At 54.1% G+C, this 20,234-nt stretch carries 13 protein-coding genes and 2 pseudogenes; 9 read left to right on the top strand and 6 right to left on the bottom strand.

The window, feature by feature from the left end; all coding sequences use genetic code 11:
* The first annotated feature begins 174 nt into the window (after positions 1–174).
* A complete protein-coding gene (locus BDD14_RS25225; RefSeq protein WP_130422310.1) occupies positions 175–558 on the top strand; it encodes a hypothetical protein in 384 nt (127 codons plus the stop codon).
* A 164-nt stretch (positions 559–722) separates the two neighbouring features.
* Complete coding sequence (locus BDD14_RS25220; protein ID WP_130422308.1) at positions 723–1,916, top strand: carboxypeptidase-like regulatory domain-containing protein; 1,194 nt, start codon at positions 723–725, stop codon at positions 1,914–1,916.
* Positions 1,917–2,260: 344 nt separating this feature from the next.
* Here BDD14_RS25220 and BDD14_RS25215 read toward each other — a convergent pair whose 3' ends face one another.
* Positions 2,261–2,998 (bottom strand): response regulator transcription factor, encoded by a 738-nt coding sequence (locus BDD14_RS25215; protein ID WP_242618187.1) that lies wholly within the window; start codon positions 2,996–2,998, stop codon positions 2,261–2,263.
* Positions 2,999–3,489: 491 nt separating this feature from the next.
* Here BDD14_RS25215 and BDD14_RS25210 point away from each other — a divergent pair, with 491 nt between their 5' ends.
* The 4 genes and pseudogenes from BDD14_RS25210 to BDD14_RS25195 all read left to right on the top strand — a co-directional run.
* Positions 3,490–4,152 carry a hypothetical protein gene (locus BDD14_RS25210; RefSeq protein ID WP_130422306.1) on the top strand — a complete coding sequence of 221 codons (663 nt, stop codon included), beginning with the start codon at positions 3,490–3,492 and terminating at the stop codon, positions 4,150–4,152.
* Between the two features lie 115 nt (positions 4,153–4,267).
* A complete protein-coding gene (locus BDD14_RS25205) occupies positions 4,268–5,386 on the top strand; it encodes a YncE family protein (protein WP_130422304.1) in 1,119 nt (372 codons plus the stop codon).
* Positions 5,387–5,657: 271 nt separating this feature from the next.
* Positions 5,658–8,057, top strand: a complete 2,400-nt coding sequence (locus BDD14_RS25200; protein ID WP_130422302.1) for a TonB-dependent receptor plug domain-containing protein — start codon at positions 5,658–5,660, stop codon at positions 8,055–8,057.
* A gap of 1,237 nt (positions 8,058–9,294) precedes the next feature.
* Positions 9,295–9,552: pseudogene (locus BDD14_RS25195) on the top strand (Tn3 family transposase); the annotation flags it as partial.
* Here BDD14_RS25195 and BDD14_RS25190 read toward each other — a convergent pair.
* The 3 genes from BDD14_RS25190 to BDD14_RS25180 all read right to left on the bottom strand — a co-directional run bounded on the left by BDD14_RS25190 (position 9,549) and on the right by BDD14_RS25180 (position 13,676).
* The gene (locus BDD14_RS25190) at positions 9,549–11,138 is read right to left on the bottom strand and encodes a GMC family oxidoreductase (RefSeq protein ID WP_242618186.1); all 1,590 of its coding nucleotides are present in this window, start codon (positions 11,136–11,138) and stop codon (positions 9,549–9,551) included. The pseudogene BDD14_RS25195 and the gene BDD14_RS25190 overlap by 4 nt on opposite strands.
* Positions 11,139–11,430: 292 nt before the next feature.
* Positions 11,431–12,810, bottom strand: coding sequence for a bifunctional folylpolyglutamate synthase/dihydrofolate synthase (locus BDD14_RS25185; RefSeq protein WP_130422298.1), 1,380 nt, complete (start codon positions 12,808–12,810; stop codon positions 11,431–11,433).
* A 215-nt stretch (positions 12,811–13,025) separates the two neighbouring features.
* The gene (locus BDD14_RS25180; RefSeq protein WP_165420237.1) at positions 13,026–13,676 is read right to left on the bottom strand and encodes a DUF3455 domain-containing protein; all 651 of its coding nucleotides are present in this window, start codon (positions 13,674–13,676) and stop codon (positions 13,026–13,028) included.
* 1,236 nt (positions 13,677–14,912) lie between these two features.
* Between BDD14_RS25180 and trpC the strand changes: the two genes are divergently transcribed.
* Both trpC and BDD14_RS25170 read left to right on the top strand, forming a co-directional pair.
* The gene (trpC, locus tag BDD14_RS25175; protein WP_130422294.1) at positions 14,913–15,761 is read left to right on the top strand and encodes an indole-3-glycerol phosphate synthase TrpC; all 849 of its coding nucleotides are present in this window, start codon (positions 14,913–14,915) and stop codon (positions 15,759–15,761) included.
* Positions 15,762–16,082: 321 nt separating this feature from the next.
* A pseudogene (locus BDD14_RS25170) lies at positions 16,083–16,784 on the top strand (IS6 family transposase).
* 312 nt (positions 16,785–17,096) lie between these two features.
* Here the strand turns inward: BDD14_RS25170 and BDD14_RS25165 are convergent.
* Together BDD14_RS25165 and BDD14_RS33855 are read right to left on the bottom strand one after the other, a co-directional pair.
* Positions 17,097–17,327 (bottom strand): site-specific integrase, encoded by a 231-nt coding sequence (locus tag BDD14_RS25165; RefSeq protein ID WP_165420236.1) that lies wholly within the window; start codon positions 17,325–17,327, stop codon positions 17,097–17,099.
* Between the two features lie 99 nt (positions 17,328–17,426).
* Positions 17,427–17,558: a hypothetical protein gene (locus BDD14_RS33855; RefSeq protein WP_278045507.1), complete on the bottom strand. Its 132-nt coding sequence runs from the start codon at positions 17,556–17,558 to the stop codon at positions 17,427–17,429.
* 755 nt (positions 17,559–18,313) lie between these two features.
* Between BDD14_RS33855 and BDD14_RS25160 the strand changes: the two genes are divergently transcribed.
* Complete coding sequence (locus BDD14_RS25160; protein WP_130422290.1) at positions 18,314–19,750, top strand: hypothetical protein; 1,437 nt, start codon at positions 18,314–18,316, stop codon at positions 19,748–19,750.
* The last annotated feature ends 484 nt before the right edge of the window (positions 19,751–20,234 follow it).

Genomic DNA, 20,234 nt, shown 5'->3' with positions numbered 1-20,234 from the left:
AACAGCCTCCCTGCCAAATCTATACAAATCCTTACAATCGCTTCACGTTTCCTGACGGCACGCCATCCTTCGGCCAGCTACCTTTCGAATAACGATGGTCGTCCTGCTGGAACTCTATGCGTTTCAGAGGGGACAGATCCTCACGGGTCGGTAGTTTGGCAAGGGGAGAACAGAATGAAGAGAAGCTTTGTTGCGGCATCGTCCGCTGTTCTGATGATGCTATCGATGACGCCGCTTTTTTATGGTCAAAGCACGAGCGTCACCGGACAGTGGCTGGTGGTATATGAAGGAAAGCCCGAGACAGCGTTGTTGACGCTTAAACAGGCGGGGGGGGCCGCCACCGGACAGTGGATGTCGGAGAAGGGCGCTACGTCAAAGCTCAAGGATGGCAAGCTTGCAGGGGACACTCTCACCTTCTCGTTCGTTCACGACAAGTCACACTTCAATGCGACAGGTCACCTCACCGGCGACGCCATGTCGCTCGACCTCATTGAGCTGCAAAAAGGTGGCAAGACTGCTGAGATCCATGGAAAGGCAACCCGTGGAGGAATGCAGTAGCCATGTTGGTTCTTGTAAAGCCATTAATCCTAAGAAGTTGTTGGCAAAAGATCGACACGGGATTCGAATCTGTTCATTCGTTAACTCCCTCGTTGTGTGTCCTGTTTCTCTTCGACCACCTTCGGGTGCCGTTTTTAGACGAAATCCTTTGAGGGTAGATCACTATGCAACAGCTCACTTGTAGCCTCAAAATCTTGGGCCTGATTATGGCTCGCGTTGTCTCTACCGCCCCGGCCTGGAGGCGCGCTTTGAGAAGGGACATCTGGCTCCGGCCACTTGTCGTCCTTGCCTGCACCCCACTTCTTCTGTTCCTAGTCACCGCTACTACATTTGGCCAACAACAAACTGCCGAATTAGGGATTAGCAGCAGTTCTCTTCCAGATGCACCTCTACCCCAGTCAGGCCCGCAGAGCTCGGCTGAGCAAACACCCTATGCGGAGGGGTCAGCCACGGTCTCTGGCACCGTGTTGGACGGAAGCGGAGCCGCCATTTCCGGCGCACAAGTCAGTTTGACGCATAGGGACGGAACACAATTGCACAGTCTAAAGTCCGGGGGGAACGGTGAATTTGCTTTTACTAAGCTCCCTGCCGGTTCCTATCTCGTGATCGTCAACGCCAAGGGGTTTGCGCCGTTCACATCTGCGGAGTTCGTCGTCACGGCGCAGCAGTCCTACGAGGTTCCTAATGTCGCATTATCGGTTGCTTCGGCAGACACATCGGTGACGGTCCGTCCCACTGAGGAGATCGCCGCTGAGCAGATCAAAGCGGAAGAGAAGCAGCGCCTTATCGGCATCATCCCGAACTTCTACATAAGTTACGTCTACGACGCGGCTCCGATGACTACGAAACAGAAATTCTCGCTCGCTTCACGCGACACCTTCGATCCCATTTCCTTGATCGGAGTAGGCCTCGCTGCCGGCATCGAGCAGGCGAATAACACCTATGCCGGCTATGGGCAAGGTGCCGCGGGCTACGGCAAACGTTTTGCCGCACAGTTCGGCGATGGACGAAGCAGTGACTTCCTGAGCCATGCCGTCTTTCCCTCGCTCTTCCACCAGGACCCACGTTACTTTTACCAGGGAACAGGATCTACAAAATCCCGCCTCGTGCATGCCCTGAGCTACTCAGTCATCGCACGTAGCGATACCGGAAAGCCTATGCCGAACTACTCCTACTTTCTAGCCGCTATTTGCTCAGGAGCCCTATCCAACGCGTACTATCCTCATGCGGATCGGGGAATTAACCTGGTCTTCACCACCGCCGCTATCGGCATCGCGGGAAGGGCGGGTGGGACTGTCGTCCGTGAGTTCTTTTCGAAACGCCTTACGACGAATGTGCCCGGCAACGGAAAACCTTAACATGGGAGCATGCTGATTGCCGATGCGAGACCGCCGGGTCGCATATGCTGCGTGACATCGGGAAGCACCTTTAAGTTCACCAAAACGATGGTTTCGCTAGTTCAAGCGCCAAAGTGGAACCGCACCCGCCTTCTTTAGTTGGCGTGATCGCACGGGAGGAAAAAAGTGAGAACGTATACCACCCTCAGCTTTGGCTTGCGCTATTGTCGGAGTCCAGATGTCTCCAAGCTGGGCAGGCTTCGCAAGAGCTAATGCCAAGTTTGGGTTCCTCTGGCCGCTTTCACGGTCGATTGACCGATGTATGAGCAGGGCGTGCCAATTGCTCCTATGGCGAACACAGCGACCTAGGCTTGCATGGGCCATGCATAGAGATAGCCAATTCCGCGCACGCTCCGAATTCTCTCGGCACCATCGTTCTGCGGCCCAAGCTTGCGGCGAAGGTTGCTGATGTGGAGGTCGATACTTCGATCGAAAGGGGAGAACTTCCGGTCAAGAACATTCTCAACGAGTGCCTCACGGGTCAAAACCTGTCCTGGCGTTTCAAAAAACGCGTGTAATAGATCGAACTCTGCAGAGGTCAACCTCACAGGCTCTCCCGCCTTCAACACCGTGCGCGCCGCCAAATCGAGTTCGATATCTCCGGAACGAATGATCGGGGGACGCGATGTGGCATTGTTTTCGGATTGCCACCCGGACCTGCGGAGTATAGCCGAGATTCGCGCGATCAACTCGCGGGGGCTGAACGGCTTCGGCAGGTAGTCATCGGCACCGAGTTCAAGGCCCAGGATGCGGTCGAATTCGTCCCCTTTGGCCGTAAGCATCAGGACTGGCGTGCGGACGCGACTTCTGATCTCCCGAAGAACGTCAAAACCCTTTATGTCCGGCAACATGACGTCCAGAACGATCAGTTCATGAGTGTCCTCGATTGCGGTTCGTATCCCTTCGCCGCCGGTATGCACAACGGAAAGAGTGAAGCCCTCCGGTTCCAGGTATTGCATCACCAGATGGCACAACTCACGATCGTCGTCCACCACCAGAAGACGTGGGTTGGCTCGCTGTGTCACGCCCTTTGAGTTGTGCAAGGTCTGTATCTCCGCGAGCCAAAGGAGCGGGCTCTTATTTCATGATACCTCTGACGCTCTTTCCACTGACCAGTCATCTGTGTGGCGCGCAAGAATCTGCAATCTCAGCAAACTTACAAATCTTGACACTTTGCAGAGCTTTCCTGACAGCACCGTCCAAGCGCAGCCATGACAATGAAAACCATGGAGGAACTATGAAGCGCAGCATCTTGCTCTACTTCAACCAAATTGCATGGACACTGTCGTACTTTGCAATTCGGATGGCCATCTTCCTCAGTTAGTGGATTGTGTGTTCGTAAGCAGTATGGCGATTCCATGTAACGCCTCCGCCAACGGGACAAGAGATACCTTCGCACTTCAACAGCCTTATGAGTCCTTGCCTTATGTCAATATTCGAGAACTTACGCCCGCATCGTATACAGCACTCATTGGTTGTGTTCTGCTTACTGTCGGTCTTGCCTCCGCTGTCGGCGCAGACAGCGAAAGAGTTGATGATCGATGCATGCTACAACGAGCGCAAACAGCACAAGAACGACGCGTTGTGGGCAAGCCGGGTGGAGCGTCACACTGCCGGACATATTTACCTCGAAGAGGAAATTGAGACCGTGGGCGGTCCAATTCATCGACTCATTTTGGTAGATGGTCATGAGCCGTCACCTTCAGAACGAAAGCAGGACGACGATCGACTCGGCAAGTTGCTGCAAAACCCGAAGGCTCAGCAGGCCATGAAGAAGAACCGGGAAGCAGATCAAAAGAACGTTGATGAGATTCTTCGCGCGGTGCCCGACGCTCTCCTCTTCGAAGATCAAGGCCGGCAGGAGGGCTTGGAAAAGCTCGCGTTTCGCCCGAATCCTGCATACAACCCCACGCCCTATGAGGAGAGGGCACTTCCCGCTCTGAGCGGCGTCATCCTGATCGATCTCCAGGAGAAGCGACTCGCGCAGTTCTCGGCAACTCTGACAGAGCAAGTGGACTTTGGCTATGGAGTGCTCGGTCAACTGAAGAAGGGAGGAACCATCGAAGTGAAGCGAATCAGGCTTTCTCCCGGGATATGGAAGACAAACTCATCCAAGATCAGTGTCTACGGTGCATCGTTCTCTTCAAGACCATTAGCAAGCAGCAGGACGAAACTCAAAGCGGCTTCAAGCCGGTAGCTCCCGACACGAGCATCGAGTGGGCACTTGAAGAGCTTATGGGCAAATGAGGTAGCTTGTCCGATTCAATCCAGGGATGGCTGCACGCCGTCTTGGCTGCTATCAAACCAACAGTTTGAAGGAGGTCATAACAATGTTTGCTAAAACTACTCACGGCGCTCCCACAGTAGATACGAGAGATAAAAGAAGATATGCCATGAGAAATGGGCTCAAGACAATGGCGATGTTTGCAATTGTCCTAATCGGTTTTCTGGCGGTGGTATTCGCCTATCTTGCGTACCCAGGCACACCAAGCAAATCTAAGTTCGTGACATTCGAGGGATATATTGAACTGCCCAAGGGTGGATTGCTCAACATTCTTGACTATTTGACACTAAACGGGAGTACGTTGTTCGTTACAAGTGAGTCGTCGGGCGCCTTATTCAAGGTCGATTTAGATCTGAACCACCCGTCCATCAGCTCAGTATCAGAAATGCCTGGAGCCGGCGCCGCTCACGGCGTCGCACTTTTGCCTGACGCTAATATCGCCTTCATCACACGAAGCGAAGAGAACATGGTCGATGTCTTCGATCCCAGATCTCTTCAACAGCTTCAGAGCATTCCAGTGGCGGATGATGCGGATGCCATACTCTATGTCCCGTCAGCGAAGCTCGTGTATGTAGCGAATGGCGATCCAAGATTGGCGACCTTGATCGATCCTGAGAAACGCGTGACAGTCGGAACCATACCTCTCCCTGGAAAGCCAGAATTTGTCGCACAGGACCCACAGACGGGCTTGCTCTATCAGAATCTCGAGGATATCAACTCGATAGCCGCAATCGATCTTGGCAAGCGATCCATAGCAGGGCAATGGTCTCTCGCTCCTTGCGAAGGACCGTCCGGAATGGCCATTGATTCCGAGCAGCGACGGCTCTTCGCGGTTTGCTCCGGGAACGCCAAGTTAGTAGTATTCGACCTGGATTCGCATCGGGTCATCACGTCGCTAAAGATTGGTGGCGGCCCTGACTCGGTCGCGTTCGACCAAACGCTTCACACGATCTACTCGGCTGGCAAGGCCGGAAGATTGACTGTCATCCAGCAAGACGGCCCCGACACATATCGGGTATTAGACAAGATACATACTCACTACGGAGCCCATACCCTTGCGGTAGACCCTGTCTCGCACAAGGTCTTCGTGGGCTATCCAAGTCTTCTTGCACATCCCAGAATTGCTGTCTTCTCCCCAGCGCCATGAATGACGCGTGAGACACCATGGTGAAGCGACGAGTTCGCCAGGCTCTTATGTTGGCACGACAGGCACCACGAAACAGATGCACCTAACGGCCACAGGAATGGGCGACTCCATGAAACTCTGGTCCAGATCCGATAAGGAGCAGCGAGAACCGGCCAAATCAGTGCGCGTCGGCGCTTGGGTGCGTCGACGCGCACTGCTCACGTTCGCACTCGTCGGACTCTTTCGACCCTACTTGCAGGGATATCAGGGATCCCAGGATGCACCTCTCACTGTGAGCATTGCAGACGCCGATGGGGGAGCCGTGCCGAACGTCGAAGTCGTTCTTATGAGAGAGGGGAAACTGCTCGCTCGAATGAAAACCGGACCTGATGGTCGTGCTTCAGCTCGAGTGAGCCGGGGACTCGTTACGTTTTTCGTTCATCAGACCGGATACATACCGGTAGAGCAGGTTGTCGACACCCGGACCATGCCTGGGCCTGTCCTCGAAATCAGGATTTTACCCGTTCCGCAGGCACATGAGACGGTGAATGTACAAGCGACAACCGAAGACATTTCAGAACAGAGCTCCTCGCCAGGTGTCTCGATCAAGCCTGCAGAAGCCAATGAAAGCCCCATCCGGCCGCTTACTCTAACTGACGCTCTGCCACTTGTTCCAGGTGTCGTGCGCGCACCGAATGGTCAAACTCAGATCGAAGGTTCGGGAGAGATGCACAGTGCTCTTGTGATTAATTCCGTCGATGTCTCAGACCCGGCGACCGGACGGTTTGGATTGAGCGTGCCGATCGATGTGGTCGATTCACTCCATGTTCTGACTTCTCCCTACCTGGCTCAATACGGCCGTTTCACCGCCGCAGTGGTGACTGCGGAGACACGGCCAGGCGGCAATAAATGGCATTTTGATCTCAACGATCCATTGCCTGAATTTCGGATTCGCAGCGGTCATTTGCGTGGCCTGAAGTCGGCCACACCCAGAATCTCCTTTGGGGGGCCCATCGTTCAGAACCGCGCCTTTTTCTCCGAAGGTTTAGAGTTTGTCGATAATAAGATACCCATCCGTACACTACCCTTTCCCTTCAACGAAACCAAGATCACGTCCGTCAATTCGTTCACGCAGACAGACTTTACGCTGACGCCCCGGCAAACTCTTACTGCAAGCTTCCATGCAGCGCCCCAATCCATCCGATACGCAAATCTCGACTTCTTTAGCCCTCAGGAGGTGACTCCAAACGATGACACCCGGTCCTATACTGGCGCCATCACACATCGGCTAGCGATCGGAGAAGGACTCTTGCAGAGCACTTTTTCTTTGAGCGATATTGCAACCACCATCTCTCCGCAAGGTAACCTTGGCATGATTGTTCTACCGACTGGAAACAGCGGTAACTATTTTTCGGATCAGCAACGGCACTCCCGGCGCTTTGAATGGAATGAGTTGTGGTCTCTCGAACCGATAACGGGTCTCGGCATGCACAAGATTCAATTTGGTTCTTCCGTTGCCAGTACAAATGATGAGGGACAGTTACACGCGAAAACCATTACAATATTTGATGGCCAGGGAGCGAAACTTCGCACGATCGACTTTACCCCTGGAAGCTCATTTGATCGAAGTGACCTGCAACCAGCTATCTTCGTGCAGGATCATTGGACTTTCAACTCACATCTCGTGATCGATGCCGGCATACGTGCCGAAGCGCAGACCATTACGGCAACGACACGCTTTTGCACGCGAATGGGATTTGTGTGGAGTCCAACGGTAAGTGGACGCACAACTGTCAGGGGAGGGATCGGAGCCTTCTACGATAGCGTGCCTCTGAATGTATACGCGTTCAGCAATTATCCTGAGCAAATCATCACAACCTATCAGCCGGATGGGACAATAGTAGGCACTCCCCAACACTATCTAAACCTGACGTCGGAGGCAGCAGCGTCAGAATTTCCTTTCATCGACCGGGACTATAAAATTGGGAACTTCGCGCCCTACACCGTTGCCTGGAATCTTGAAGCGGAACATCGATTCTCAGAGCATTTGACGATGCGCGCAAAGTATCTTGAAAGCCACGGAAGCGGACTGATCACCATCTCCCCCCAGGTGGTTCAGGGACAAAACGCGTTTGTACTCGCGGGGGACGGAAGCTCAAAATATCGCCAATTTGAGTTGACTGCGCAACTTGCATTTCAACCCAACAATCGGATCTACGCGTCGTATGTCCGTAGTTTGTCCCAAGGCACACTCAACGAATCGGACACCTATCTGGGTGACTCCTCCTCGCCCTTCATACGGGGCAACCTGTACACGAATCGAGCCGGCGACCTTCCCAACCGCTTTCTAACCTGGGGCAGCCTGGCGCTGCCATGGAAGGTGAAGGTCTACCCGATGATTGAATGGCGGAGCGGTTTTCCCTATCAATCGGTCGATGTCTACCAAAATTACATTCAGAGCACGAAGGCGGACAGCGCTCGCTTTCCCACGTACTTCTCCGCGGATGCACGTGTAGCCAAGGATATCAAGCTGAACTCCAAATACACTTTGAGACCTTCGATATCAATCACCAATATTACGAATAACTTCAACGCGCTTGAAGTCCATGCCAGCACCGCCGACCCTCAATATGGGCAGTTCTTCGGAAATTACGACCGTCACATGCGTTTTGACCTCGACCTGGTTTTCTGAGTAATAGCAGGGCAAGACTGGAACCTCTTCCGTTACTTTGCGCAGGTTCACGATTCGACCTCTCATGGAGAGGGTGACGTCGAAGTCCCTTTCGCCTACAAATCCATACATTGTCCCCACATATCTTGACTGCATCGCGGTACCCCGTCGTTTACGCTGACAACAGCTACAAGGTGACTTGTAGCTGCCAGCTTTGATGCAGAGTACGCACAGGCTAGCGGGCCATAGAAAGACCACGAACGCGGAGAGCGTGAGCTTGTTGTTCCCAGGCTTCGCTCTCCGTCTCGTGCAAAATCTGGCATTTGAGCGGATGACACATGTTTTTTAGGAAAACCAGAAGTGTTTAGCTCGACCAAAAGATGTATGGACGATCGGATGATGGAATTAGAGATAGAGAATTCACGTTTGCAACGACTAATTGCCGAACTCCTGTTGAAAAATCAGCAGCTATGTAATGCGCATCTCCCCAACCAAAACGATAGCCGAACATTCGATTAGAACCCGAGTTGCTCGGGCTTTGCACCTCTTTTAGGAAGGAAATGACGACTCTCTATCAAGCTTAACTCACTCAAACATCCGCAGCGAATCGAACAGTCGGCTCTATGTCAGGTCAGCCGCAATTCTATTAACCTCGATGGTCTGTTGCGCATTCGTTCTTCGAGTCGCTGTAGTAGCATCCAGCTTCCTCAGTATTGCGGCACCTTCACTTGACCATGGACAGTTTGGCGCGGAGATGGGTTGGGTAGCCCGTAGTTTAGCTCTGGGCCATGGATTTAGGTCGCCCTTCTTCCCTTCAACTGGCCCTACAGCTCTTGTGCCCCCACTCTTTCCCTATTTGCTTGCCGCCGTCTTCCGCACGTTTGGTCTCTACACTGCAAAATCGCCTAAACTCGCGCTGGTGACTTCAACCTCCGGAACCGAAATTGAGCTGGTCGTCCCCGGAGGCATCATATTCCAGACCAGCAGTTCCCTTCGGCAGGCGCCGTTTGCAAAGATGAGAACTCTATTTCGATTGAAGGGCCAAGACTCTAATCTCGACTGATCCGCTGACTTCTTGGGGCTCAGAATCGTGAAATCATCATGCTTCCGCTAAGATTCATCTTCCCTTCCCTTCCCAGTTTTTTGAGGAGCCACAGCAGGACCAGCGCGCCTCTTTCGAGAGGACCGAGACGGCCTCTTCCATCGCGGCCGCGTGTTTCCCAAAGGGTCTTTGTGATAAGGGCCCGGCCTTTCGCGCCAGCGCTATCGCGAAGACCAGGAGGACCAACTCGGCGCGCCTCGACCTCGTGTCAATCTCGTCGCGCACTGGAACACCATTTACAGGCAAGCGGCGCTCAGCCAACTCCGCGCCGAGGGGTACCAGGCACTGGCCGACGATGTTGCTCGCCTGTCACCGCTCACCTTCAAACACATCAACATGCTCGGCCGCTACTCCCTCACCCTGTCAGACATCGTCACTAGAGGCGAACTTAGACCGCTGCGCCGGAAGCGTTAGACGCCATGGCAGCTTCGCATGGCGGCGCTTGCTCGCTCTCCAATCACCACGGAAGGTGCCATAGTGTTGCCCGTGGTGATACGAGGAAGCACCGAAGCGTCGGCGATTCGAAGGCCCCGCACTCCATGTACCAACAAGGCGCCGCCGACTACCGACATGTCATCGTTACCCATCTTTGCCGTACAACTCTGGTGCCAGAAGGTTTGTACGGTACGCCGCAGGTAGCCTTCCATACCTGCATCGTCGAGCGTCCCCGGTTTCAACTCGCGATCAACAACTTGTCGCATGGAAGGCGAATTCCCTAACTCACGACAGAAGTTGATGGCAGTTAGAGCAGCGTTCATATCCATCGGATCTGATAAGAGGTTCGGCTCGATGCGCATGCCGTCCGAGGCCTGTGGACCAGTCAAGAGCAGTTGGCCACGGCTTCTGGGCTGAAGCACAGCCGACCGAATTCCCCAGATCAGTTTCTTCGGCTTGCCTACTCCATTCTCCGTGGCAAGCGGGCGTGCAATCAGGAACGCAGCCACGTCCGGAGAGAGTTTCTCAGGAGCGCTCTTCCACAGGGCAATGGCCTGTGTCAACACAGAAGTCGATTCGGGGGACTCCGATGCTTCCCAGAGACAGCCCGATAGCGGGTGGTCCTGAAGGTTCTGGCCAACACCAGGCAGGTGGTTAATGACTGGTATACCAAAGCGGACGAGTTGGTCGCGTGGACCAATACCGGACTGCATCAGCAGCTTTGGAGTCTGTATCGCGCCAGATGAGACCACAACCTCCATACCCGCCTGTACGGTGATTACTTTGCCCAGATGAATGAATTCAACACCCGTTGCCTTGTTGCCAGAGAAGAGGATCTTCGTGACGATTGCCCTTGTCAGTACGGTCAGATTGGGACGGTCCATCACGGGATAGGTATAGGAGCGGAAGATGGACTGGCGCCTCCCATCCTCGACATTCAATTCGGCTATGGAGCAGCCGCCGTCCGATTCCATCAAAGGACCATTCTGTGTGTCGAACCGTGGAAGCCCGGCCGCCTCTGCTGCGTCGAAAAAGGCGGGCGCTAGAGGTGTGTTGGGATTCGGTGCTACATAAACTCGACCATTGCAGCCGCGGTATTTGATATCTGCATCTCCGCGCCAGTCCTCGATCTGGTGGTATATCTTGCGAACCGATTCGTGACTCCATGCCGGATCCCCTGTGCATCCTGCGAAGAAGTCCCAGTCATTCTTGTGACCTACGGCCCATACGCACGCGTTGATGCTGGACCCTCCACCAAGAACCTTGCCCATTGGGTATGGGATGGTGCGCTCTTGAAGATGCTTTTCTGGCTGTGTCTCAAACTGCCAGGCCAGATCTGATTTGAGTGTCGACGGCCAGAGGTTGGGATCTGTGCAGGAGGGCAAATCATCAGTCCCTCCTGCTTCCAGAAGCAGAACCTTCACGTTGGCATTCTCCGCAAGTCGTCGAGCTACAACCGAACCGGAAGTGCCGGCTCCGCAGATGACAAAGTCGTATGCGCTCAAGATATTTTCAGCCAGCCTCCACTGATTCTGGGACACTCGTACCGAGAAATTCGCACTCAACTCAGATTCTTTTAACGGTTCCACCATTTAGACGTCCTCGCATTATCTCAATATCTATATCTATATCTATAGAAAGCCAACATGCTGCGTACGTAGGTTTACCGTTACATGGAGCGCAACCGTAACCAAGGCAAAGAGTGACACCAATTGCAACGTCTGTCGCAGTCCCTCTGTCTCTCTGGATTTCACTTTCTTGCCCTTCTCGGCTGGCCCCCTCCAACGATGGTGCGACTAGAAGTACGCGGTCGAGTGAAGAACCGCGCGCGCCTTTTAATTGGCGATGGCGATGTGTTCATATGCGATCACCCAGGAGTAGAGTGCGCGCCTCAGCCACCAAGTAGAGTGAGCCTGCGATGACGATGATGGAGTTACCGCTGGCTTGGGCGTCTTTAAGAGCATCGGCGAGGGAAACATGCGTGGAGGTTGGGGTGTCGATAGCGTCGGCCGCTGCTTTGAGATCGTCCAGCGAGGCTGCACGTGGATTGTTCACGGCTACAAGATGAATGCGATCGGTGGGGCGGGTAAAGAGTGGGAATAGTACCTGCGCCATCTCCTGAATGGACTTGTCGCGGAGCGCTCCAAAGATGAGGTGGCGCGGTGCGACATTGTCGCTGCTGAAAAGTGACGAAAGATAGGAGCGGAGCGTCCAAATACCAGCGGGATTGTGGGCGACGTCGAGGAGAATGCGCGAGTTGTTATCGCCCAAAATGGATTCGAGACGTGCCGGCCAATGGGTCTGGCGAATGCCCTGTTCGATGGAACTCTGAGTAATTTTCGTGAACCGCTGATTCTTCTGCAGCTCATTTGCAGCGGCGAGAGCTAAAGCCAGGTTGCGACGCTGATGTTCGCCGAGAAGAGGCGAGTTTACATGAAGGCAACGGTCCGCAAAGGTAATCGTGTATTGGTTGCGCATGGCTTGAAAGCGTTCGGTACGGGCAGGAATGTACTCGTCTGCATTAATGCGACGGACGTCGAGGCTAACGGCGACGTTATCGATGGAGTTGTTGGCATCGGGATGTTGGGGCAGAGTCACCAAAATGCCTTTGGGGCGGAGAATGCCTGCCTTTTCGCGGGCAATCTCGGTGATAGTGCTGCCGAGCCATTCCATGTGATCGAGAGCGATGTCTGTAATGACGGAGACAAGAGGCTGGACGGTGTTGGTGGCATCAAGGCGCCCGCCAAGGCCAACTTCGATAACGGCTACTTCGACCTGCTGCTCGGCAAAGTGGAGGAAGGCGAGAGCTGTCACGACCTCAAAGAGTGAGGGTGAATGCGGAAGAGCGCCCTTGCGAACAAGCTCGGTGGCCGCATCATCGACCTGAACATAGAGGCGAGCGAAGGCATCGTCACCGATGGAGCGGAGGCGATTGCCTGGGACATCCTGTGCCGACGTTTGGACACGTTCATTGATGCGAGAAAGATGCGGTGAAGTATAAAGGCCTGTCTTGTAGCCGGAGGCATCGAGAATGCTGGCAAGGGTGGCGGCGGTGGATCCTTTGCCGTTGGTGCCGGCGATCAGGATAGAAGAGAATTTAAGCTGTGGGTCCCCGAGCGCACCAGCCAGAATACGCATATGGTTAAGGTCAAACTCACGGGGTGAAGTTTCACCAGGACGTGGTGCGAGCTCATATCCGCGGGCGTATAAGTGATCAACAGCCTCTTGGTATCTCATAAATGTATGGCACATCTCCCCGACGCAGTGACTATCGCCGCGACGACTACCACCGATATGACAGGTCGACTTCCCATCATTGTGTCCTCTTTCTGATGCTATTGTTGGTTGGAGCACAGACCGGGAGTCCCCTCTCGGTCTGTGGTGCGGGTCATCTCTAAGACCGCCGATTAGCAGATTGTGCTCATGGATGATCTCCGACAAGGAGTGACTCGCTATTCGTCCCCATGGAAGAAGTAGTAGTCGGCGGTGTACGGCACGAGCGTTTGCTTACCCACATCGCTTAGGATCGAGCAACCGGTGTTGGGGGCAGATCCTCCTTGGGTGTTCAAACGTTGGATGAACGTGGTTTTGGTCAAGAAGCTACCGCCAGTTGGTCCCGCTTCCGTCCCGATCGACTGCAATAAGAGGCAGGGAATGGCGCCAGTATTCGGGCAACTCTGGTCAGAGCCAGCGGGAATCGATTGCAGCGTTTTTCCCCACACCTTGCTGCTGTCGAAGGAACTCTGCCAGCTTGCGCTGCCGAACGGGAGCGGGTTTGGGGCGAACTGGTTGGGGTTGGTATCGGGGCTAAGAAAGTGTGTGACTACCTCCACGTACCGGTCAAAGACTTTAACAAAAAGGGTCGCTTCGGGGCGAGCGGCGTTGACAGTCCAGGAAGCGGTCGAAGCGCCTGCACTCGTGGGCAGGCAAACATAGCCTTGAGTCCCCACCGCTTGACCCAACAAAAATGCAGAGTTTCCAGCTGGTGGCGTAAGCGCGTTAGGAGTCGTTGGGGGCGTAATTTTCTGCGCCCCTGCGTGGGTGACCTCGCCGAACATCCATCCGAGCGCGAGAATGGCTAGGAAGAGGCTACGAACTCGCATAGTCTTTCTTGTCAGACGACTAAGGTTGACGCTCATTTGTTCTCCAGTTCTCTGGTTACTTTCCGGTTGAGGTTGTGAGACACATAGATTGCCTCAGGGCTGTTCGCCGCATTGTTGCGTCCGGCTCAAAGGGCCCGGCCGACGAGCCGTTCAATCTTGAAGGTCATTCGCATCGCTCTCCGTGCCGAAGCGCACGTTACGGCCAGGATGCGCTTTTACTAATTGCAAGCCGAATGCCAATCGTAAGTGCTTGAGAGGGCGTCGAAGTAGACTGATTCGCCATCGGGGCTTTCGCGGGTTTCGTGGAATTCGTGCTTCCATCTAGGGGTAGATGGCTCTAGTAGAGTTTGAAGTGGCTCTTATGAACTTCCGGTTTTTTTGATCTTGGAATTAAGAGTTGTCGGTGAAGTGATTGCTTCCGTACCGGGGTAATACGGGGCTAGGCAGATACCGTCGTACCTGCACACTCATGGACAGCATAGCCGCTGGTGGAAGTCCATTCCCGCTAGAGCGGACGAACTGACCGATAGAGCGATATTGAGGGCAATAGCGTCAGTATCCACCTTGTAGGGGCCGGCAGCATCACGGAGAACTGTAGTAGTGCTTGTTCGTGCGGCGGCTAAAAGGATGGCGGACTCCTCTTGACTCCAAGATCAAGAAACTGCAAATCCATAAGAGCCTCTTCAAACTTTGCTGAAGCCGTTACCTGCGGTGGAAACACGAATTCCATGAAAACCACGACACAAAGTCAGCCTGATTTCGCCCTTTTCAGCGCTTACGAATGGCATTCGTCTTGCATACATAAGTGGCATTCTGGCCGCGACCTATGATTCGGCGGAAAGGGAGGCCAATGAGCATCAACATCGAACGGCTCGTCAGCGGACAGGATGCTACGTGCTCCCTGTCTGGGGACGGGTGGATATCAAACGCGTGAACACGATTACGGAACTTATCGCAACGGAGAACGGCCTCCACCTCGCGAACCGAGATGCTGAATTCCATATGAACTGCACGAAATGACTACCTCGAAAGGAGTAAGAAGCAACCATGACATCAACGTATTCTTCGTCTATGTCGTTACGCAGGACTCATCGTCGGGAACATCCAGAGTAGCGATTGTCGCCGATTCTGAGCGCACCCGTTTCGTAATCCGTATGTGTGCGGGCGCGGTCCTTGGCTTCGACAGGTCGAGCGGGGCGACGAGTCTTATAAGTTTGATAGACATTGGAGATCAAAATGAATACACGGGCAGAGAATCCGCCATCCGTGCATGCATCTCAAACGACACAAGAAAAACCCGATATACTCGCCCGCATTGAAGCCTATAAGCGCCGAGAGATTGCAACCGCGAAGGAACAAATAGAACCTTCTGCCATGCAGAAACTAGCTCGGCAGGCGTCCCGGCCCCGCGACTTCGCGTCCGCAATAGAGCGCCACCTCAGCGGAGCCCGTCCTGCGCTGATTGCAGAAATCAAAAGGGCAAGCCCCTCCAAAGGGCTAATTCGTCAGGATTTCGATCCGCTGGAGCTTGCGAGGGCGTATGTGCAGGGGCGCGCCAGCTGTCTCTCGGTTTTGACAGATGAGCCGTCGTTTCAAGGCCACCCTCACTACCTCAATCTTGCACGCGAAGCATCTGGCCTCCCTGTTTTACGGAAGGACTTTTTATTCGAGCCCTATCAGGTATACCAATCCCGCGCATGGGGTGCAGACTGCATTCTCGTCATTATGGCAAGTGTCACCGACGTCGAGGCTCGGGAGCTTGTCGAGTCTGCACACGATCTCGGAATGGATGTTCTCGTCGAAGTACATGATGCGCGCGAACTTGACCGGGCACTTCCACTCGAAACAAAACTTGTCGGCATCAACAATCGCGATCTGCGCACCTTTGAGGTTTCTCTAACAACAACCGAAGAGTTGGCAATCCGAATCCCCAAGGATCGTGTCGTCGTTTGCGAGAGTGGAATATCGAGTCATGCCGATATCGTGAGACTCTCCGCCTTTGGCGTTAGAACTTTTTTGGTCGGAGAAAGCTTGATGCGGCAGCCGGATGTCGCGGCGGCCACGAACTCACTTTTGTTCGGCTGACTGTTGTTGCCTTTGCGGTTATTTCCGATCAGGCTCCGAGCTGTCTTCGCCCGCCACGACGCGCCTATCCTGTTCACTTTGCACTCGCTTCCTCATGTCAATGTCTCTTCCCTCTTCCCGGTGCCATCACAGACAACAATCCACAGCTTCACACGGGCTTAGTTTCTGGGTTTTGTTTCAAAGCGTGCCTTCGTGATCACGAGACGAAGCTCGGCCTGTAGCGCAGGGGGCTCTGGTGCAAATAGCGAGTTCCCCATTCGGATACAGTGTTATTTTGGGGAGCTTGGTGCTGGTATGAGTAATGGGAAAGGAACGAAGGCAATGTTTGCGGGTCGGCACTTCGATCGTGAGGGTGATCCTATTGTGCGTGCGTTGGTATCTTCGTTATAAACTCAGCCTCCGGGATCTTGTCGAGATGATCGCAGAATGTGGACTGGAGCTTGCTCACACGACCATCATGCGTTGGGTCCAACGGTATGTCCCGGCGTTCGAAAAGAGCTGGGCTCGCTATGCACGCAAAGCTGGCCGCTCGTGGCGCGTCGACGAGACATAGACGAGACATATCTGAAGGTGCGCGGCCGATGGGTCTATCTCTACTGTGCCGTGGACAAGGAGGGCAATACAGTCGACTTCCGGCTGAGTCCAAAGAGAGACGTTGCGGCGGCCAAGGTATTCTTCCGCAAGGCGCTCCGCACCCACGGGCGTGCTCCCATCAGCATCACTCTGGATGGCTATGCCGCATCCCAACGAGCAGTGCGCGAGATGCCGAGCGAAAACGAGGTATGGAAGCACACCAAGCTGCGAACATCGAAATACCTAAACAATCTCGTCGAGCAGGATCATCGCGGGATCAAGTCCAGAACTGGACCCATGCTCGGATTCAAGCGCTTCGACTATGCTGCCATCACCATTGCCGGAGTTGAGCTACTACGTCGTATTCACAAAGATCAATTCGCCCTCGGCCCCTTACGTCTCAAAGACCACGCTGCGCCCGCTCTCTGGAACGCTGTCCTCGCTGCATAGATCAATCCTTCTCCAGGACCTTACTCTGCCTATAGAAAATATTTGCACCAGAGCCCGGCGGAGGTCATGGGCGCCGAAGTGCTCGAGTCCGATTTGCTTGGATGACTGTTCAACTATTGACCAGATTGGCCAGTCACTCAGTGTGTCGCGATTGATCTTTCCGCTCTTGGACACTGACCGCAGCAGCCGACCATCTTCGATGCCGGCCGCGGTCATCCAGGCATTGATACCCAGTTTGACCCAGATCGGAATCGCCACGGTTCTGATGCGCCGGCCTTTGCCCTCGAGGTCGGCCAGCACCCACCGCCCTTCTCATTGCTGGATGGTCTCGACGTCGAGCTCAGCCAGTTCGTTACGCCGCAGCGCGCAACCGACCAGAAGTGCCAGGATGACGTAGTCACGCTTCCCTTTCAGTGTCGATCGGTCGGGAACTGCCAGCAGCTCTTTCGCCTGCTCGCGAGTCAGCCAGTTCCCCAGCCGGGTTCCCTTCTGGCTGATGTTGGGGATGTCGGTCAGACTGGCCGCCTCCTCCTGGCCGATCATGCCGGCGCGTTTGGGCTTCGCCCACCATTTTGCGCACGGCCGAGAGCCGGACGTTGATCGTCGAAGGGGACAGGGAGTCCATGCCACTTCGCCACTCCATTAATAAAGACCGGGAGAGAGGTCGGCGAACAGGTCATCGAGCGCCCGGGCGTAGTTCCGCTTAGAATGAGGCGAGGCAACCGCATCCAGCAACCGCTTGCGCAGCAGACTCTGGGCTGGGGTCAGGGCCACGGGCTCCCCTTCCCTGCTTTCCGGTGGCAAAGCCGTCAAAACGAGTGTCACTTTCTTTCAGAGATATTTGGCGTAGTGGTGGCTCTAAAAGTGCCGGATATTAGGTATGGTTGTGAGCGCCTGGGCAGGCATTCACCAAAACAATCAGAGACTTAACCCAAACCGTAGTGGCAGCTGCCCATTGTGTACGTTGGACTAGTGCCCACAGCCTCGATCGGTTACGCCAAATATCGCTGAAACATAGCGCCATAGCGATCAAAGCTACAACTCGATCGCCTTCGGGGTTGTCCGGATTTGTCGTATATTTGATGCCAACAAACTTGTATTGAATTGCATTTCTCCGAAGTTGAAGGGGAGTTCTTCGAAGCTGAACCGCAGAATCAAGGATTGAACAGTTTTGAACGCGTATCGCGTCGGAGTTCTGAGTGGCCGACGCTGATATAGGTGTGAAGGGCCCCCGCAGCAATCTTTTTTGGCGAAGCCACGAGCTCCCCGAGATCGACAACCCAAAGGCTGACGACTCCCTATAGGATATAAGACGTCGCAGCCTCTAAAACTCCAGTCCTTCATCGCGATCTGTAGAGCAACGGCGAATTGTTTGGGTGTTCGTCTTATCGCGAAGGGGCCCAGTTCGATTGTCCGTCGTGCGCACGAACTGCTAGACTTGCGACCGGGGGAAGGCACCCCTTGGGGAAAAATTGATAAACGGGCAACTGAGGCCGGTAGAGGATGAGCTATCCATTGAGGAGAATGAAGTGCAGCTGCGGCGGCTCGTTAACTCCGAGACTCTCCGTAACTCGTTGACATTGGTGCAGTTACTTGATTATTTGGGTCGCAAATCGCTTGAGGGCAAGACCGAGGGGCTCAAGGAATACACAATTGGCGTGGAGGCGTTCGGTCGCAAATCAACTTTCGATCCTAAAACGGATACGATCGTTCGAGTACAGATCCATAGGCTGCGTCAGAAGCTGAAGGAGTATTACCAGCAGGAGGGTATGCATGACCCGGTGCTGGTAGATATCCCCAGAGGGAGTTATCACCCAACATTTCGGCCCAAAGTGGTCGATGTCACTCAGCAGCAAGAGATTAATCCTGATGAAGTCCACGCTGGAATCGACCTAATCTCGAAAGTACGTAATCTGTTCTCGTCTTTACGCAGCAATCCATCTGAAATAGATCAGTCGCCGACGTCCGCCCAGGACCAAGCCACTCGCCCCCTCGCCGTTCCTACAGAGGTTGCACTAATCCTTTTTGCGTTGGCTGCCGGGTATTTCGCCGGAAACTATCAGGCCACTTCCGCGATTGCAGGGGATGCTCCCGCTGGAAGTACAAGCCATTTCGCCCGCAAGCCGAAAGATCCGGTCAAAATTCTTTGGGCGTCGTTTCTAGGCAACGATACTGCTCCGATCATTGCTTACCCGAATGCCGTTTTCCTTCTGGACGACTCCAACGATCTGTTCCGCTTCCGTCAGGGAGCAAGCGACAATCGAGGGGCCCGCGTAGATCCCGATCTAGCGCGTAAGTTCGCCGCCAATCCCGTAGAGGTCGGAAACGCCGGCCAACTCTATTACGAAGACGGATATACAGGAACAGGCGAACTCGAGAGCGTTGCGATGTTAACAACCCTCTTTGCCCAGATGGGATTGAAGCCCACAATTAAGACAAGCCGCAACATTACTCCCCAAGACCTGCAGCAACATACCGTCATCCTACTGGGATCGCCTTTTCAAAATATTGCTGTCAGTCAGCTGTTGGCTACGGGAGACTTCACCTTCCGAAACCCCGATTCCCGACGTGAGCAATGGCGAGCACAGATAGTGAATGCTCATCCTAGCAGGAATGAAGATCAGACTTATCACACGGAACGTGATCCTGAGACCCAGGTGCTCAAAAGGGATTACAGCCTGATTTCGATACAGCCGGGCGTAGTTGAGGGACACAATATTGTGGTGATCGGCGGTTTGGACACCAAAGGAACTGAGGGCGCCACCCAGTTCGCCACCTCACGTTCTGGGGTTGAGACGTTATCCGCCGCGCTTACCTCTGCGGGTTTTTCCGTGGCCGATGGCAAGAACGGTGCGAAGAGTGGAACCCCTTGGTTTCAGGCTTTGGTCCTGGTTCATCTCGAAAAGGGTGACCAGGTCCTGAGCTCCGAACTGAGGGCAGTGCATCCTTTTCCAGACAAGAAATAGCTTCCAACATTCGTTGCACAGCTATCCGCGATTCTCTGGAGTGTCCGGCCATAAAAGCGGCACGCAGTTTAAGAGATCCGTGCTCCTTTCTCGTAAACACTAGGCTTGGCGGCTCATACGTCTTGCGTCTGCGCACCGCCTATTTGCGAAAACTGCTTCGGCAGATCACAGAACGCTCTCTGTAACACGCTTTGTAACGTTCTGTAACTTATGTATTTTCATCCAGATAACTACATGACTTTTTACTGTAGCCCCACGGTAGCAGGCGTTTAGCTAGACTGCGGCTACTTCCAACCTCTAGTGTTCTCCCGCTACCAAAGACCAAGATTCACACCCTTCGGTCCACTTGGTCCCTGTTCCATCGCTCGGATCACGCAGAGGACTCTACGCGACAGAACGGCGTTCGCAATGCCTTAAGGAGGCCTATGAAATCGCAAATAAACTCTTGTCACAGACTCGCGGGATCCAACTCGCTATCCGCCTC

The sequence above is a fragment of the Edaphobacter modestus genome, assembly GCF_004217555.1.
In the GTDB taxonomy this organism is placed as follows: Bacteria; Acidobacteriota; Terriglobia; order Terriglobales; family Acidobacteriaceae; genus Edaphobacter; species Edaphobacter modestus.
This window is presented reverse-complemented; position numbering and strand designations above follow the sequence as displayed.